This window comes from Pseudomonas farris (genome assembly GCF_019145235.1).
GTDB classification, from domain to species: domain Bacteria; phylum Pseudomonadota; class Gammaproteobacteria; order Pseudomonadales; family Pseudomonadaceae; genus Aquipseudomonas; species Aquipseudomonas farris.
Map to the genome: position 1 here is coordinate 360362 of NZ_JAHSTV010000005.1, position 17566 is coordinate 377927.

The 17566-nt window shown below is 58.4% G+C and carries 13 protein-coding genes; all 13 read right to left on the reverse strand.

Annotated features, from left to right (window positions below; translation table 11 throughout):
• Positions 1-71 precede the first annotated feature (71 nt).
• Positions 72-1361, reverse strand: coding sequence for a phosphopyruvate hydratase (gene eno, locus KVG95_RS13040; protein ID WP_007907175.1), 1290 nt, complete (start codon positions 1359-1361; stop codon positions 72-74).
• 156 nt (positions 1362-1517) lie between these two features.
• On the reverse strand, positions 1518-2363 hold the full coding sequence (gene kdsA / locus KVG95_RS13045) for a 3-deoxy-8-phosphooctulonate synthase (protein ID WP_008072675.1): 846 nt from the start codon (positions 2361-2363) through the stop codon (positions 1518-1520).
• A 5-nt stretch (positions 2364-2368) separates the two neighbouring features.
• Entirely contained in the window at positions 2369-4000 is a 1632-nt protein-coding gene (gene pyrG / locus KVG95_RS13050; protein ID WP_007907172.1) for a CTP synthase, read from the reverse strand.
• Positions 4001-4274: 274 nt separating this feature from the next.
• Positions 4275-5603, reverse strand: a complete 1329-nt coding sequence (gene tilS / locus KVG95_RS13055) for a tRNA lysidine(34) synthetase TilS (RefSeq protein ID WP_217856735.1) — start codon at positions 5601-5603, stop codon at positions 4275-4277.
• Between the two features lie 148 nt (positions 5604-5751).
• On the reverse strand, positions 5752-6699 hold the full coding sequence (locus KVG95_RS13060; protein ID WP_052966371.1) for an acetyl-CoA carboxylase carboxyltransferase subunit alpha: 948 nt from the start codon (positions 6697-6699) through the stop codon (positions 5752-5754).
• 152 nt (positions 6700-6851) lie between these two features.
• Positions 6852-10373 (reverse strand): DNA polymerase III subunit alpha, encoded by a 3522-nt coding sequence (gene dnaE, locus KVG95_RS13065; protein WP_217856736.1) that lies wholly within the window; start codon positions 10371-10373, stop codon positions 6852-6854.
• A gap of 82 nt (positions 10374-10455) precedes the next feature.
• The gene (gene rnhB, locus KVG95_RS13070; RefSeq protein WP_008072671.1) at positions 10456-11097 is read right to left on the reverse strand and encodes a ribonuclease HII; all 642 of its coding nucleotides are present in this window, start codon (positions 11095-11097) and stop codon (positions 10456-10458) included.
• A complete protein-coding gene (gene lpxB / locus KVG95_RS13075; RefSeq protein WP_217856737.1) occupies positions 11097-12224 on the reverse strand; it encodes a lipid-A-disaccharide synthase in 1128 nt (375 codons plus the stop codon). The genes rnhB and lpxB overlap by 1 nt, the downstream gene beginning before the upstream one ends.
• Before the next feature lie 2 nt (positions 12225-12226).
• Complete coding sequence (lpxA, locus tag KVG95_RS13080) at positions 12227-13003, reverse strand: acyl-ACP--UDP-N-acetylglucosamine O-acyltransferase (RefSeq protein WP_217856738.1); 777 nt, start codon at positions 13001-13003, stop codon at positions 12227-12229.
• The gene (gene fabZ / locus KVG95_RS13085; RefSeq protein WP_007940511.1) at positions 13000-13440 is read right to left on the reverse strand and encodes a 3-hydroxyacyl-ACP dehydratase FabZ; all 441 of its coding nucleotides are present in this window, start codon (positions 13438-13440) and stop codon (positions 13000-13002) included. The genes lpxA and fabZ overlap by 4 nt, the downstream gene beginning before the upstream one ends.
• 108 nt (positions 13441-13548) lie before the next feature.
• Complete coding sequence (lpxD, locus tag KVG95_RS13090; RefSeq protein WP_217856739.1) at positions 13549-14604, reverse strand: UDP-3-O-(3-hydroxymyristoyl)glucosamine N-acyltransferase; 1056 nt, start codon at positions 14602-14604, stop codon at positions 13549-13551.
• Positions 14605-14607: 3 nt separating this feature from the next.
• Positions 14608-15111, reverse strand: a complete 504-nt coding sequence (locus KVG95_RS13095; protein ID WP_007907155.1) for an OmpH/Skp family outer membrane protein — start codon at positions 15109-15111, stop codon at positions 14608-14610.
• Positions 15112-15156: 45 nt separating this feature from the next.
• Positions 15157-17532: an outer membrane protein assembly factor BamA gene (gene bamA, locus KVG95_RS13100; protein ID WP_217856740.1), complete on the reverse strand. Its 2376-nt coding sequence runs from the start codon at positions 17530-17532 to the stop codon at positions 15157-15159.
• Positions 17533-17566: the final 34 nt, after the last annotated feature.

Sequence of the window (17566 nt, forward strand, 5' to 3'; positions counted from 1 at the left end):
AGATTAGTGGCAAATCCATCGCTGCTGCGATTTTTCCGACACAATCCGGTGTCTTTTTTACTTCGTAGCAATTAGCCGCGGAATTCGCTACGACCGTTGTACTTGGCTTTACCATTCAACTGCTCTTCGATACGCAGCAGTTGGTTGTACTTGGAAACACGGTCGGAACGGCACAGGGAGCCGGTCTTGATCTGGCCAGCCGCGGTGCCCACAGCCAGGTCGGCAATGGTCGAATCTTCGGTTTCGCCGGAGCGGTGCGAGATTACGGCGGTGTAACCAGCGGCCTTGGCCATCTGGATCGCTTCCAGAGTTTCGGTCAGGGTGCCGATCTGGTTGAACTTGATCAGGATCGAGTTGGCGATCTTTTTATCGATGCCTTCTTTCAGGATCTTGGTGTTGGTCACGAACAGGTCGTCGCCCACCAGCTGAGTCTTCTCGCCGATTTTGTCGGTGAGGATTTTCCAGCCAGCCCAGTCGGACTCGTCCAGACCGTCTTCGATGGAGATGATCGGGTAACGCTCGGTCAGACCTTTCAGGTAATCGGCGAAACCTTCAGCGGTGAACACCTGGCCTTCGCCGGACAGGTTGTACTTGCCGTCTTCGTAGAATTCGCTGGCCGCGCAGTCCAGGGCCAGGGTCACGTCGGTGCCCAGCTTGTAACCGGCATTGGCCACGGCTTCGGAGATCACTTTCAAAGCGTCTTCGTTGGAGGCCAGGTTCGGCGCGAAACCACCTTCGTCACCGACGGCAGTGCTCAGGCCGCGAGCCTTCAGTACAGCTTTAAGGTGATGGAAAATCTCGGTGCCCATGCGCAGACCTTCCGAGAAAGACTTGGCGCCTACTGGCTGAACCATGAATTCCTGGATGTCGACGTTGTTATCGGCGTGCTCGCCACCGTTGATGATGTTCATCATCGGAACCGGCATCGAGTAAACACCCGGGGTGCCGTTCAGGTTAGCGATGTGTGCGTACAGCGGCAGGTCCTGGTCCTGTGCTGCCGCCTTGGCCGCGGCCAGGGAAACGGCGAGGATCGCGTTGGCGCCCAGGGTCGCTTTGTTTTCGGTGCCGTCCAGCTTGATCATCGCGTGATCCAGCGCTTTCTGGTCGCTTGGGTCTGCACCCAGCAACAGGTCGCGGATCGGACCGTTGATGTTGGCGACGGCTTTCAGAACGCCTTTGCCCAGGTAACGGCTCTTGTCGCCATCACGCAGCTCGAGTGCTTCACGCGAGCCAGTGGAAGCACCGGATGGCGCGCAAGCGCTGCCGATGATGCCGTTATCGAGAAGCACGTCTGCTTCCACAGTGGGATTGCCACGGGAGTCGAGAACTTCACGACCTTTGATGTCGACGATTTTTGCCATTGTTGTAAACACTCCAAAGTTGACGAAAACGACGCAGCTGAAGGAAATCTTTTATCGTCGGCAAGTGACAGACAGCGGGCAGGCTTGCGGACGATAAGGCTCAAGCCCGAGGGCTTGAGCATTAAATCGTGCGGTACTTTACCGGAGAATTGAGGTTTACGCGGTTTCTACCGTCGGAAAACTCTTCACCAGTTCGTCCAGTGCTTTGAGCTGGGCCAGGAAGGGTTCCAGTTTGTCCAGACGCAAGGCGCAAGGGCCGTCGCATTTGGCGTTATCCGGGTCCGGGTGCGCTTCAAGGAACAAACCGGCCAGCGACTGGCTCATGCCGGCCTTGGCCAGGTCGGTGACCTGGGCGCGACGACCACCAGCGGAATCGGAGCGACCGCCGGGCATTTGCAGGGCGTGGGTCACGTCGAAGAACACCGGGTATTCGAACTGCTTCATGATGCCGAAGCCAAGCATGTCGACCACCAGGTTGTTGTAGCCGAAGCTCGAACCACGTTCGCAGAGGATCAACTGATCGTTACCGGCTTCTACGCATTTGTTCAGGATATGTTTCATTTCCTGAGGCGCAAGGAACTGGGCTTTCTTGATGTTGATCACCGCGCCGGTCTTGGCCATCGCGACCACGAGGTCGGTCTGGCGCGACAGGAAGGCCGGCAACTGGATGATGTCGCAGACTTCAGCGACGACCGCGGCCTGATCAGGCTCGTGGACGTCGGTGATGACCGGCACGCCGAAGGCTTGCTTGATGTCCTGGAAAATCCGCATGCCCTCTTCCAGGCCGGGGCCACGGTAAGAGGTCACAGAAGAACGGTTCGCCTTGTCGAAACTGGCCTTGAACACGTAAGGGATACCGAGTTTCTCAGTGACCTTTACGTACTCTTCGCAGACCTGCATCGCCATGTCGCGGCTTTCCAGTACGTTCATGCCACCGAACAGCACCATTGGCTTGTCGTTGGCAATCTCGATGTTGCCTACGCGGATGATCTTCTGCGCCATCAGGTTTATGCCTTCTTCTGGTGTTGGGTCAAAGCGGCTTTAACGAAGCCGCTGAACAACGGGTGACCGTCGCGTGGCGTCGAGGTGAACTCAGGGTGGAACTGGCAAGCGACGAACCATGGATGATCCGGTGCTTCGACCACTTCAACCAGCGCGCCATCACCGGAACGACCGGAGATTTTCAGACCGGCCTCGATGATTTGCGGCAGCAGGTTGTTGTTCACTTCGTAGCGATGACGGTGACGCTCGACGATCACATCCTTGGCGTAGCAATCGTGCACCAGGGAACCTGGCTCAAGCAGGCAATCCTGAGCGCCAAGGCGCATGGTGCCGCCCAGATCAGAGGTTTCGGTGCGGGTTTCGACTGCGCCGGTGGCATCTTCCCACTCGGTGATCAAGCCCACGACCGGGTGACCGCTGGTGCGATCGAACTCGGTGGAGTTGGCGTCTTTCCAGCCCATGACGTTACGAGCGAACTCGATAACAGCCACTTGCATGCCCAGGCAGATACCCAGGTATGGAACCTTGTTTTCGCGAGCGTATTGAACGGCAGTGATCTTGCCTTCAACGCCACGCAGACCGAAGCCGCCCGGTACCAGAATCGCGTCGACACCTTCCAGCAGCGCGGTGCCCTGGTTTTCGATATCTTCGGAATCGATGTAGCGCAGGTTGACCTTGGTGCGGTTGCTGATGCCGGCGTGACTCATCGCTTCGATCAGCGACTTGTAGGCGTCCAGCAGTTCCATGTACTTGCCGACCATCGCGATGGTGACTTCGTGTTCCGGATTCAGCTTGGCATCAACCACCGCTTCCCACTCGGACAGATCGGCGCTGTCGCATTGCAGGCCGAAACGCTCGACGACGAAATCATCCAGGCCCTGGGAGTGCAGAATGCCCGGGATCTTGTAGATGGTGTCGGCGTCTTCCAGCGCGATCACCGCACGTTCTTCAACGTTGGTGAACTGGGCGATCTTGCGGCGCGAAGAGATGTCGATCGGGTGATCGGAGCGGCACACCAGCACGTCTGGCTGCAGGCCAATGGAACGCAGTTCCTTGACCGAGTGCTGAGTCGGCTTGGTTTTGGTTTCGCCGGCAGTGGCGATGTACGGCACCAGCGTCAGGTGCATCAGCATCGCGCGCTTGGCGCCGACTTCGAAACGCAATTGACGGATCGCTTCGAGGAACGGTTGCGACTCGATATCACCCACGGTGCCACCGATCTCGACCATGGCCACGTCGGCATCGCCGGCGCCCTTGATGATCCGGCGCTTGATTTCGTCGGTGATGTGCGGGATCACCTGAATGGTTGCGCCCAGGTAATCACCACGGCGCTCTTTGCGCAGGACGTGTTCGTAGACACGGCCGGTGGTGAAGTTGTTGTTCTGGGTCATGGTCGTGCGGATGAACCGCTCGTAGTGGCCCAGGTCCAGGTCGGTCTCGGCGCCGTCGTGGGTGACGAACACTTCACCGTGCTGGAACGGGCTCATGGTGCCCGGGTCAACGTTGATGTACGGGTCCAGCTTCAGCATGGTGACCTTAAGTCCCCGCGCCTCCAGGATGGCCGCCAATGAAGCCGAGGCAATGCCTTTCCCCAATGAAGAAACAACACCGCCCGTGACGAATATGTAGCGCGTCATGAAAAACCCTAGAAGTCTGCGTTAAAGCGGTCCGAGCCGCCGGGGAAAGCGAAGGAAGGCCGAAGCCCCCGATCACCTGCATTAATCACAGTGCACCTTTCAAAAAAACCGCCGCGTTGGGACAGACCGGTAGATGAAACACCGGAAGGTTGCTCGCTACACATTTTTTGGAATCGCCCAGCAAAGACTGCTTGGTAATCGGCAACTCCTGCGATTCAGGAGAATCCACAGAAGTTGTATCAAGAAGGGAGCGTAGTCTACCGGAAAGCCCCTTTCAGCTCAAACCTTGATCTTCGATCAGCGGCTGCCAATGCAAATACCAGCCACCTTGCTCACCGCCATTTAGCCCCCGCAGGTTCGCCACCGCCAGCAATTGCTGGCCTCTGTAGACCAGCGGCAATCTGCCACGGGCGAAGCCCGGCACACCGCGTTCGTTGAGCAAACGCTTCAAGTCACGGTGGCCGCGATCGGGCAGGTTCATCACCTCCCCGCCTTCACGATAGCGGATTTGCAGCGGGCCATCTGGGGGCTGACCGGTGAACGTAAGGACGCCGTTATCCGGCAACGCCAGTGATACCGCGGGATCAGCCCAAGACACTGGGGGTGGCGGAATGCGCAGCCAACCACCAGACAACCACCAGAGACGCCCGCCCGCGCGATGCAACTCACCCGCCGCGAGCCGCCAAACCGGACGCGCATCGCCGGTCGCATCGCGCAAACTTTCCCAACCCGACCAATGGTCACTGTCCGGCAAAGTCGTCAACGGTTTGAGCCAGTGACTTAGTGCGTTGCGCTGGCGCGCATCAGACAGTTTTTCCAGTGGTGCCAGCTCCAGCGACGGCAAACCCAGCCAATCGAAATCACTGACCGTGGTGGCGTGGGCCAGATCGATTTGCGCCAATTCGTCGAGCAGTCCCTGCGCTTCGCTCAGATGCGCAGCGCTGCGGGCCATGGTCGCCACCACTTGCGGCCAGCGCGCGGTCAACACCGGGAACACTTGATGACGCAGATAATTGCGCGAGAACTGGCGATCCTGGTTCGACGGATCCTCGATCCAGCTCAACTGATATTCAGTCGCGTAGGCCTCAAGCTCGGCGCGAGTGACGTCGAGCAAGGGTCGCAGCAGATGCCCCTGGCCCAAAGGACGCTCGTTCGGCATGCCCGACAAGCCTCTCACCCCTGCCCCACGCATCAGCCGAAACAACAGGGTTTCCGCCTGATCGTCCCGGTGTTGGCCTGTGAGCAGCACTTCACCAGCATAAGTCGCCGCGTTGAAGGCGCCATAACGCGCATCCCGCGCCGCGCGCTCAAGGCTGGCGCCGGGTTCAACCTGAACACGCACGACCTCTAGCGGCACGCCCAACGCATCACAGACCGACTGACAATGCTCCGGCCACGCATCAGCCGCAGCCTGAAGGCCGTGGTGGACATGGATGGCGCTCAGCGCCGGCAGGGATTGGGTTTTCGCAAGGTGCGCGAGAAGGTGCAGCAGGACGGTGGAGTCGAGACCACCGGAGAAGGCGATGCGCCAGGTTGTAGCGGTGCGCCAAGGTGTGAGGTTGCGCAGGAGCCTGGTAGGCAAATCAATCGTGGGCTGACTCATATCGATCACTTCGCACAAATCAAATGTGGGAGCGGGCTTGCTCGCGAAAGCGGCTTAACATTCAACACATCAGTTGACTGTTATACCGCTTTCGCGAGCAAGCCCGCTCCCACATTGGTTATCCAGCATTTGCCGAAGCAGCGTCAGATCAGAGACCGTAGCTCATCAGACGCTCATAACGACGGGCCAACAGCGCCTCGTTGTCGAACTTCTTCAGCATCGCCAGTTGCGAGCTCAGCTCGGCGCGGATCGAGGCAGCCGCAGCGGCCGGATCACGATGAGCGCCGCCCAATGGCTCGCCGATCACTTTATCGACAATGCCCAGGCCCTTCAGACGTTCGGCAGTGATGCCCATGGCTTCAGCAGCATCCGGGGCTTTCTCGGAAGTTTTCCACAGAATCGAGGCGCAACCTTCCGGCGAAATCACCGCGTAGGTCGAGTACTGCAGCATGTTCAACTGATCGCAGACACCGATCGCCAGTGCACCACCGGAACCACCCTCACCGATCACAGTGGCGATGATTGGGGTTTTCAGGCGAGCCATGACGCGCAGGTTCCAGGCAATTGCTTCGCTCTGGTTGCGCTCTTCGGCGTCGATGCCTGGGTAAGCACCCGGGGTGTCGATGAAGGTCAGGATCGGCATTTTGAAACGCTCGGCCATTTCCATCAGACGGCACGCCTTGCGATAGCCTTCCGGACGCGGCATGCCGAAGTTGCGGCGAACCTTCTCGCGCACTTCGCGGCCTTTCTGGTGACCGATGATCATCACCGGCTGGTCGTCCAGACGGGCAACACCGCCAACGATGGCAGCGTCGTCGGAGAAATGACGGTCGCCGTGCAGTTCGTCGAACTCGGTGAAGATGTGTTCGATGTAGTCCAGGGTATACGGACGTTTCGGGTGACGCGCCAGACGTGCGATCTGCCAGCTGGTCAGCTTGCCGAAAATGTCTTCGGTCAGCGTGCTGCTCTTGTCCTGCAGGCGGGAGATCTCATCGCCGATATTCAGCGAATTGTCATTACCGACCAAGCGCAACTCTTCGATCTTGGCTTGCAGGTCGGCGATCGGCTGTTCGAAATCTAGAAAATTCGGGTTCATAGGCGTCCGTCTTGGGTCGACCTTCCAAGAGAGCTTGGGCCGGCCGGTTGTCTATTCGCGCCCTACCTTAAGGGACAGGCGCGTTCAGGTCGAGATTAAAAATTTGGGTCGGGATCAGGCGCGCTCTAATGGTAAAGAATGGCACCTGACCGTCAACGGTATTGGAGGAAGACGTTGTCTCGCCCGAACTGGTCACGCAAGGCTTGAATCAAGGCATCCGCCGGATCGATCCGCCAAGTCTCGCCGAACTGCAACAAGGCCTTCGCATCGGGACTGGTGTACTCCATGGTGATCGGGCACGCGCCGCGATGGCGCTTGAACAGCTCGCCCAGCCAGCGTAGCTGATCCCCCTTCAAATCCTTGGTGTGCAATTTCAGGCGCAGGCTTTCGGCCAGGTTGGTGCGCGCGTCTTCCATGCTCATCACACGCTTGACCCGCAACCGCAGGCCACCAGAGAAGTCGTCGTTGCTGACTTCGCCTTCGACCACCACCATCGCGTCGGTCTGCAACAGCGACTGCGCGGAGTGGAAGGCGTCGGCGAACAGCGAGGCTTCGATTCGGCCGGAGCGGTCGTCGAGGGTGATGAAACCCATCTTGTCGCCCTTTTTGTTCTTCATCACTCGCAGGGCGATGATCATGCCCGCGACCGTCTGAGTATCGCGAGCCGGCTTCAGGTCGATGATGCGCTGACGGGCGAAGCGACGAATCTCGCCTTCGTACTCGTCAATCGGGTGACCGGTCAGGTACAGGCCCAGGGTGTCTTTCTCCCCTTTCAGGCGTTCCTTGAGGGTCAGTTCCTTGGCCTTGCGATGATTGGCGTAGACGTCGGCGTCTTCCTCGACGAACAAGCCGCCAAACAGATCGGCGTGGCCACTGTCGTGGGTACGCGCGGTTTGTTCGGCAGCCTTGATCGCCCCTTCCATCGCGTTCAACAAGACCGCGCGGTTCTGGTCGATGCTGGCTTGATAGGCTTTTGGTTCGTCATGGAAATACGGGCCCAGACGATCAAGCGCGCCGCTGCGGATCAAACCGTCCAGGGTGCGCTTGTTGATCCGTTTGAGATCGACACGGGCGCAGAAATCGAACAGATCCTTGAACGGTCCGTCCTGACGCGCCTCGGTGATCGCTTCCACCGGCCCTTCGCCCACACCCTTGATTGCGCCGAGACCATAAATAATGCGGCCTTCGTCATTCACCGTGAACTTGAACTCCGAAGTATTCACATCCGGCGCGTCGAGACGCAGCTTCATGGTGCGAATTTCTTCGATCAAGGTCACGACCTTGTCGGTGTTGTGCATATCCGCCGACAGTACCGCGGCCATGAACGGCGCCGGGTAATGGGTTTTCAGCCACGCGGTCTGGTACGACACCAGGCCATACGCGGCGGAGTGGGATTTGTTGAAGCCGTAACCGGCGAACTTTTCTACCAGGTCAAAGATGTTACCGGCCAGGTCGGCGTCGATATTGTTGGTGGCGCAACCTTCAATGAAACCGCCACGTTGCTTGGCCATTTCTTCGGGTTTTTTCTTACCCATGGCTCGACGCAGCATGTCTGCACCGCCAAGGGTGTAACCGGCCATGACCTGGGCAATCTGCATCACCTGTTCCTGATACAGGATGATGCCGTAAGTCGGCGCCAGGACGGGCTTGAGGCCTTCGTACTGGTAATCCGAGTGCGGGTACGCGAGCTCCGCGCGACCGTGCTTACGGTTGATAAAGTCGTCAACCATGCCTGATTGCAACGGGCCCGGACGGAACAGGGCCACCAGTGCGATCAAGTCTTCCAGGCAGTCGGGCTTGAGCTTTTTGATCAGCTCTTTCATGCCGCGCGACTCGAGCTGGAACACCGCGGTGGTTTCAGCTTTTTGCAGCAGCGTGTAAGTCGGTTTGTCGTCCAGCGGGATAAAAGCGATATCCAGCGGCGGCTCGTTGACCTTGGCGCGATCGCGGTTGATGGTTTTCAGCGCCCAATCGATGACCGTCAGGGTCCGCAGGCCCAGGAAGTCGAACTTCACCAGACCGGCAGCCTCGACGTCATCCTTGTCGAACTGGGTTACCAGACCATCGCCCGCTTCGTCGCAATAAATCGGCGAGAAGTCGGTCAGCTTGGTCGGCGCGATTACCACACCACCGGCGTGCTTGCCGACGTTACGCACAACGCCTTCGAGCTTGCGCGCCATCTCCCAGATTTCCGCAGCCTCTTCATCGACCTTGATGAAGTCGCGCAGGATTTCTTCCTGCTCGTAGGCTTTCTCCAGAGTCATGCCGACTTCGAACGGAATCATCTTCGACAGACGATCCGCCAAGCCGTAGGACTTGCCCTGCACCCGCGCCACGTCACGGACCACCGCTTTCGCCGCCATGGAACCGAAGGTGATGATCTGGCTAACCGCATTACGGCCGTATTTCTCGGCCACGTAATCGATCACCCGGTCACGGCCGTCCATGCAGAAGTCGACGTCGAAGTCGGGCATGGATACCCGTTCCGGGTTAAGGAAACGTTCGAACAGCAAGTCATATTCCAGCGGGTCGAGGTCGGTGATTTTCTGCACATAGGCCACCAGCGACCCGGCACCCGACCCACGTCCCGGACCTACCGGCACGCCGTTGCTCTTGGCCCACTGGATAAAGTCCATAACGATCAGGAAGTAACCGGGGAAGCCCATCTGGATGATGATATCCAGCTCGAAATTCAGCCGGTCGACATAGACCTGGCGCTTGGCTTCGTAGTCTTCGGTGGTGTCCTTGGGCAGCAGAACGCTGAGTCGCTCTTCCAGACCGTCGAAGGAAACCTTGCGGAAGTATTCGTCGATGGTCATGCCATCGGGAATCGGAAAGTTGGGCAGGAAGTGCTTGCCCAGTTTCACGTCGATGTTGCAGCGCTTGGCGATCTCGACGGTGTTTTCCAGCGCCTCGGGCAAGTCGCTGAACAGCTCGGCCATTTCCTCGGCGCTTTTGAGGTATTGCTGATCGCTGTAATTCTTCGAACGCCGCGGATCGTCGAGGGCGCGGCCCTCACCGATGCACACGCGGGTTTCGTGGGCTTCGAAGTCTTCCTGCTTGATGAAGCGCACATCGTTGGTCGCCACCAGCGGCGCGCCGATCTTCGCCGCCAGCGCCACGGCGCCGTGCAGTTGCTCTTCGTCATTGGGGCGGCTGGTGCGCTGGACTTCCAGATAGAAACGATCCGGAAACACCGCCATCCACTCGCGTGCCAGGGCTTCGGCTTCGTCCGGGTTACCGCTGAGCATGGCCAGACCGATCTCGCCCTCTTTCGCCGCCGACAGCATGATCAAGCCTTCGCTGGCTTCAGCCACCCACTCGCGCTCGATGATGACCGAGCCATTGCGCTGGCCGTCGATGAAGCCGCGAGAGATCAGTTCGGTGAGGTTGCGATAGCCCACGGCGTTCATCGCCAGCAGGCTGATCCGGCTCAAGGAGTTGTCCGGATCCTTGTTCGACAGCCACAGGTCGGCGCCGCAGATTGGCTTGATCCCCGCCCCCATGGCAGCTTTATAGAATTTGACCAGGGAACACATGTTGTTCTGGTCGGTGACCGCCACGGCAGGCATGTTCATGCCGACCAGGGTCTTGACCAGCGGTTTGATCCGCACCAGACCGTCGACCAGGGAATATTCAGTGTGCAGGCGTAGATGAACGAATGAAGCCGGCATAGTGATCCTGTCTAGAAACTAGAAACGTAAAGACAACAAGGCCCGGATTGTACCGGGCCTTGAGTAAAACATCAGCCTGCGACTAACTACCGATCAGGTTTTCCCGCGCTTCATACGCCAAGCGGACCGGGGCGAACGAGCGGCGATGAATCGGGGTCGGCCCCAAGCGGGCCAGCGCTTCCAGATGAACGGGCGTCGGGTAGCCTTTATGGCCTCCGATCCCGTAACCCGGATAAATCAATTCGAACGCCGCCATTTCTCGATCACGGCTGACCTTGGCCAGAATCGATGCCGCGGCAATGGCCGGCACCTTGCCGTCACCCTGAATTACCGCTTCGGCGCGCATAGAGAGTTTCGGGCAACGGTTGCCGTCGATCATCGCCAGTTTCGGCTGAATGTGCAGCCCCTCGACGGCACGCTGCATGGCCAGCATGGTGGCGTGAAGAATGTTCAGTTCGTCGATTTCTTCTACTTCAGCCCGAGCGACATACCAGCTCAGGGCTTTTTCGCAGATTTCGTCGTAAAGCGCATCACGGCGAGCTTCGGTGAGCTTCTTCGAATCATTGAGGCCCAGGATGGGGCGGCTCGGATCAAGGATCACCGCCGCCGTCACCACCGCGCCACACAGCGGGCCGCGACCGACTTCATCGACACCCGCCACCAGATCTTCAAGTTCATCGACTAGCATAAAATCCAGGCCCAGCTGCTTACTTGCTTTGCTCATTATGCTCTGCCAATCAGGTTCAGTACCGCGTCCGCTGCCTGATTGGAGGCGTCCAAGCGCAGGGTTCGGTGGATTTCGTCAAAGCCTCGGGTCTGTTCCTGGCCACCTTCGATCAGTGGCGACAGGGTCTGGGCCAAGGCCTCTACCGTCGCATCGTCCTGCAACAACTCCGGCACCAGCAGGCGCTGGGCCAGCAAATTCGGCAAGGAGACGTAGGGACTTTTCACCATCCGTTTGAGAATCCAGAACGTCAGCGGTGCCAAGCGATAAGCGACCACCATCGGCCGCTTGTACAACAATGCTTCCAGCGTAGCTGTGCCCGAAGCGATCAACACCGCGTCGCAAGCAGCCAGGGCCAGATGGGATTTGCCGTCGAGCAAGGTCAGCGGCAGATCGCGACCGGCCAGCAGCTCTTCAAGCTGGGCCCGGCGCTGCGGGCTCGCGCATGGCATGACGAACCGTACGCCCGGGCGCATGGCGCGCAAGCGCTGGGCGGTGTCGAGGAACAGCGCACCAAGGCGCCCAACCTCACCACCCCGGCTACCCGGCATCAGGGCGACCAGCGGCCCATCCGGCAAACCAAGTTCGGCCCGCGCGGCGGCGCGATCAGCCTCAAGCGGAATCGCATCGGCCAGGGAATGGCCGACAAACCGCACCGGCACGCCCTTCTCTTCATAAAATTTAGCTTCGAACGGAAACAGCGTCAGCATCAGGTCGCAACCTTCGCGAATCTTCAGCACCCGCTTCTGCCGCCAGGCCCAGACCGACGGGCTGACGTAATGCACGGTCTTGATCCCGGCCTGACGCAGCTTGAGTTCGATATTGAGGTTGAAATCCGGAGCATCGATACCGATGAACACGTCCGGCTTCTCGGCGATCAGGTCCGCGATCAGTTTCTTGCGACGCGCCAACAGCTCGCGCAAACGGCCCAGCACTTCCACCAGGCCCATGACAGAAAGGCGTTCCATGGGGAAATACGACGTCAGGCCTTCGGCCTGCATCAGCGGACCGCCGACACCAATGAACTCGACTGCCGGATGCCGAGCCTTGAGCGCGCGCATGAGGCCCGCACCCAGAATGTCACCGGAAGCCTCTCCCGCCACCAGCGCAATACGCAAATTGGCCATGGTTAACGGGTGATGCCGCGGGTCGAAGACTGGATGGAGTCACGGAATACAGCGACTTCCGGGAACTGAAGCGAGGGTTCGGCCAGCTCGGCAAGCGCCTGTTCGACCGTCAGGCCCTGGCGGTAAACCACCTTGTAGGCACGACGTAGCGCGTGGATCGCATCTTCGCTGAAACCGCGACGGCGCAGGCCTTCGAAGTTCATGCTGCGGGCTTCGGCAGGGTTGCCAAATACCGTGACGTAGGCTGGAACGTCCTTGCCAATAGCAGTGCCCATGCCCGAAAAGCTATGGGCCCCAATGTGGCAATACTGGTGAACCAGGGTAAAACCGGACAGGATCGCCCAGTCTTCAACGTGCACATGGCCCGCCAACGCGGTGTTGTTGACCAAGATGCAGTGGTTGCCGATAACGCTGTCGTGACCGATGTGGGCATAGGCCATGATCAGGTTGTGATCGCCCAGGGTCGTTTCCGAACGATCCTGAATGGTCCCGCGGTGAATCGTCACGCCTTCGCGAATGACATTATGGTCACCGACGACCAGACGCGTTTCTTCGCCCTTGTATTTCAAATCGGGCGTGTCCTCGCCTACCGAAGAAAACTGGTAGATGCGGTTGTGCTTACCGATTCGGGTCGGGCCCTTGAGAATCACATGCGGCCCGATCACTGTCCCCTCGCCGATTTCCACACCTGCGCCGATGATCGACCAAGGGCCGACCTCGACGTCGTCGGCCAGAATGGCCGTCGGATCGATGATTGCGCGAGGGTCAATCAAACTCATAGTTTGCGTTCCGCGCAGATGATTTCAGCGGAGCAGACTGGCTTGCCATCGACCGAAGCCTGGCACTCGAACTTCCAGATCTGACGCTTGCAACTGATGAACTTGGCTTCAAGAATCAGTTGATCGCCCGGCAGCACCGGCTGACGGAAGCGCAGTTTGTCGGAGCCGACGAAGTAGTAAAGGGTGCCGTCTGCAGGTTTCACATCCAGCATTTTGAAACCAAGGATCCCGGCAGCCTGAGCCATCGCTTCGATGATCAATACGCCCGGCATGATTGGATGCGCAGGGAAGTGACCATTGAAGAACGGTTCGTTGATGCTGACATTCTTGTAGGCGCGAATGCGCTTGCCTTCCACATCCAGATCCACGACCCGGTCCACCAGCAGGAACGGGTAACGGTGAGGCAGGTATTCGCGAATCTCGTTGATGTCCATCATTTCGGGGGGAAGCCTATGTAAAGATTGGGAGCGCGCGACTGACGCGCACTCCTCTAGCAAATCAAGGAGGCAGTCTAGCGGCTGTGCACACTTGATATGGAAATGGTATCAGCCATCTGATGAAGCATTACCGTCAGGGGTCACGTCCCCCACACGCTTTTCCAGCTGTCGTAGTCGTCGCGCGATGTCATCGAGCTGACGGATACGGGCCGCGCTTTTGCGCCATTCGGCTGCTGGTTGCATCGCCGTACCGGAAGAATAGGAACCCGGCTCGGTAATCGAGTGGGTCACCATGGTCATCCCGGTCAGGAAAACGTTGTCGCAAATCTCGATATGCCCCACCAGCCCTACGCCACCGGCGAGCATGCAATGCTTGCCGATTTTGGTACTGCCGGAGATTCCCACACAGGCGGCCATGGCGGTGTGGTCACCGACCTGGACGTTGTGAGCGATCTGAATCTGGTTATCGAGCTTCACACCATTGCCGATAACGGTATCGGCCAGTGCGCCGCGATCGATAGCGGTATTTACGCCTATTTCCACGTCATCGCCGATCGAGACACCACCGATCTGCGCGATTTTCTGCCAGACACCTTTCTCGTTGGCAAAACCGAAGCCTTCACCGCCGAGTACGGCACCGGATTGAATCACCACCCGTTTGCCGATGCGCACGTCGTGATACAGCGTGACCCGCGGGGCCAACCAGCCGCCCTCGCCGATTTCGCAGCGCGCACCGATGAAGCAATGAGCCCCAACGGTCACACCTGCGCCAATACGCGCTGCACTTTCGATCACCGCAAAAGCACCGATGCTCGCCGCCGGGTCGACCACTGCATCCACTGCCACCACCGCTGTCGGATGAATACCGGCAGGCGCTTTGGGCTTGGGATCGAACAGGTGGGAAACGCGCGCGTAGGCCAGATACGGATCCGGCACCACCAATGCATCACCGGCAAAACCTTCAGCGTCAGCGGCCTTCAGCAATACGGCTGCGGCCTGACTGTCAGCCAGGTATTTACGGTATTGAGGATTTGCCAGAAAGCTCAACTGAGCTGGGCCAGCCTCTTGCAAAGTGGCTAGCCCAGTAATTTCTTTCTTCGGGTCGCCACGTAAGGTGGCGCCGAGGAACTCGGCCAACTGGCCGAGCTTTATAGTCGCTGTCATGGGTTACTTCAGCTGATTCATGCGCTCGATAACCTGGCGAGTGATGTCGTACTGAGGCTTGACATCAATCACTGCGCCACGCTCGAAGACCAGGTCAAAAGCACCTTTCTTGATGACTTCTTCCACAGCGCTGTCCAGTTTCGGCTTGAGCTGTTTCAGCATTTCACGGTCGGCAACGGCCTTGGCTTCGTTCAGTTCCTTGGACTGGAACTGGAAATCACGAGCCTTTTGCTTGAACTCGAGTTCCAGACGTTCACGCTCGCCTTGCTGCATTTTGTCGCCGCCGGCCATCAGACGGTCCTGGATACCCTTGGCGCTGCTTTCCAGGCTCTTAAGCTTGGTCAGTTGCGGGCCGAATTTTTTCTCGGCATCCACGGCGTATTTTTTCGCCGCGTCGGATTCCAGCAATGCCATTTGATAATTCAGCACGGCGATTTTCATGTCGGCAAAAGCCGGACCTGCTACCAGTACGGTCGCCAGGAGAACCAATTGAGTCAACTTACGCACGATGCACTCCTACAAAATCCATTGTCGTTATCTTGGGTCAGACGCTTAGAACGTCTGGCCGAGGGAGAATTGGAACACTTGAGTCTCAGCGTCATCCGGTTTCTTGATCGGCATGGCCAACGCGAAGCTCAAAGGACCCAGTGCGGTAACCCAGGTCACGCCGACACCGACGGAACTGGCCATGTTGCTCAGGCTGATGTCGTTGCACTGCGTATTGGACTTGGAACCGTCAGCATTCCTGGTCTCTTTGCACGTCGAGTCGAACACGTTACCCACGTCCCAGAATACCGAAGTACGCAGGGAGCGCTGATCCTTGACGAACGGCAGAGGGAACAGAACCTCAACACCGCCCTGGATCAGGACATTACCACCGAATGGCAGTGGATCCTGGTCCGGGTCGACCGACGTCCCCGGGTTTTTACCGGTACTTGGTGTACTGCGAGGCCCCAGAGTACTGTCCTTGAAGCCACGCACCGAGTTGAAACCACCGGCGTAATAGTTTTCATAGAACGGCAAGCCATCGGTCGAACCGTAACCATCGCCATAGCCCAGCTCGGTGTGCAGACGCATGGTGTAGTTTTCGGACAATGGCTGGAACAGCTGGCCACGGTAATCGAGCTTGAAGAACGACAAGTCGCTGCCAGGGGTGGTGGTTTCCAGAGTCAGGCTCTGAGAACGACCACGGGTCGCCAGCACGCCTTTGTTCAAAGTGGACTCGGACCAACCGGCCGAAGCCTTGAAGTTCAGGTAGCTGTCGCCCTCGCGGTTAACGAAGTCGAAAATCTCGTCAACGGTGTACTGGCCGGTCTTGATATCGTCCTGTTGCGCGGTCAGACCGAAGGTCAGGCGCGAAGTCTCGCTGATCGGGTAGCCGACGCTCACGCCCGCACCCAGGCTGTCTACGGCATAGCTGGCCACGTCGACATCGAGGTCGTCATAGTCTGTGGTGCGATAGAAAGCGTTGTAACCCAGGCTCACACCATCAGCAGTCCAGTAGGGGTCGACATAACCGAAGTTATAGCGGCTCTGGTATTCACTGCGAGTCAAACCGATGCTGACCTTGTTACCGGTACCCAGGAAGTTGTTCTGGGTGATCGAACCACCGAGGATCAGACCGGCACTCTGGGCGAAGCCGACGCTCGCGGTAATCGAGCCGGAGGCCTGTTCTTCAACGCTGTAGTTCACATCAACCTGGTCGTCTACGCCCGGCACGGCCGGCGTTTCGACGTTGACTTCCTTGAAGAAGCCCAGACGCTCCAGACGGGTTTTGGATTGGTCGATCAGGTAAGTCGAAGCCCAACCACCTTCCATCTGACGCATTTCACGGCGCAGCACTTCGTCTTCGGACTTGGTGTTGCCGCGGAAGTTGATACGGTTCACGTAAGCACGCTTGCCCGGATCGACAGCGAACGTGATGTCGACCGTGTGGTCGTCATCGTGAGGCTGAGGCACGCCGTTGACGTTGGCGAAGGTGTAACCCTCGTTACCCAGGCGACGGGTAATCAGTTCGGACGTGGTGGTCATCAGCTTGCGCGAGAACACCTGGCCTTTTTGAACCAGCAGCAGGGACTTGACCTGGTCTTCAGGCACTTTCAGGTCACCGCTGAGCTTGACGTCACGAACGGTGTACTTCTCGCCTTCGTTGACGTTGACGGTGATGTAGACGTGTTTCTTGTCCGGAGTGATGGACACCTGGGTCGAAGCGATATCCATATTGATATAGCCGCGATCCAGATAGTAGGAACGCAGACGCTCCAGGTCACCGGAGAGTTTTTCACGAGCGTACTTGTCATCGTTCTTGAAGAACGACAGCCAGTTGCTGGTTTTGAGTTCGAACAGGTCGATCAGGTCTTCATCAGGAAAAACCGTGTTACCCACCACGTTGATGTGCTGGATAGCTGCAACGGTGCCTTCGTTGATGTTGACCTTCAGGCCCACGCGGTTACGCGGCTGCGGCACCACTTCGGTATCGACGGTGGCCGAGTAACGGCCCTGAGCGACGTATTGACGCTGCAGCTCGTTACGCACACCTTCAAGGGTGGCGCGCTGGAAGATCTCGCCTTCGGCCAGACCGGATTGTTTGAGGCCCTTCATCAGGTCTTCAGTGGAGATCGCCTTGTTGCCTTCGATCTCGATACTGGCGACCGACGGACGCTCGACTACAGTGATAACGAGGACGTTGCCATCGCGACCCAGCTGGATATCTTGAAAGAACCCGGTTTTGAACAACGCACGAGTGGATTCCACCAGGCGACGATCATCCGCCTGTTCGCCGACGTTCAACGGCAAGGCACCAAAGACGCTACCCGCGGAGACCCGCTGGAGGCCATTGACGCGAATATCAGAGATAGTGAAGGACTCGGCGTGAACTTCGGCGATCATCAATACGGTGAGAACCGCAGTTAGCAGCAGACGTTTCATGAAGTCCTTTCTTATTCCAACTGGCAATAAAAAC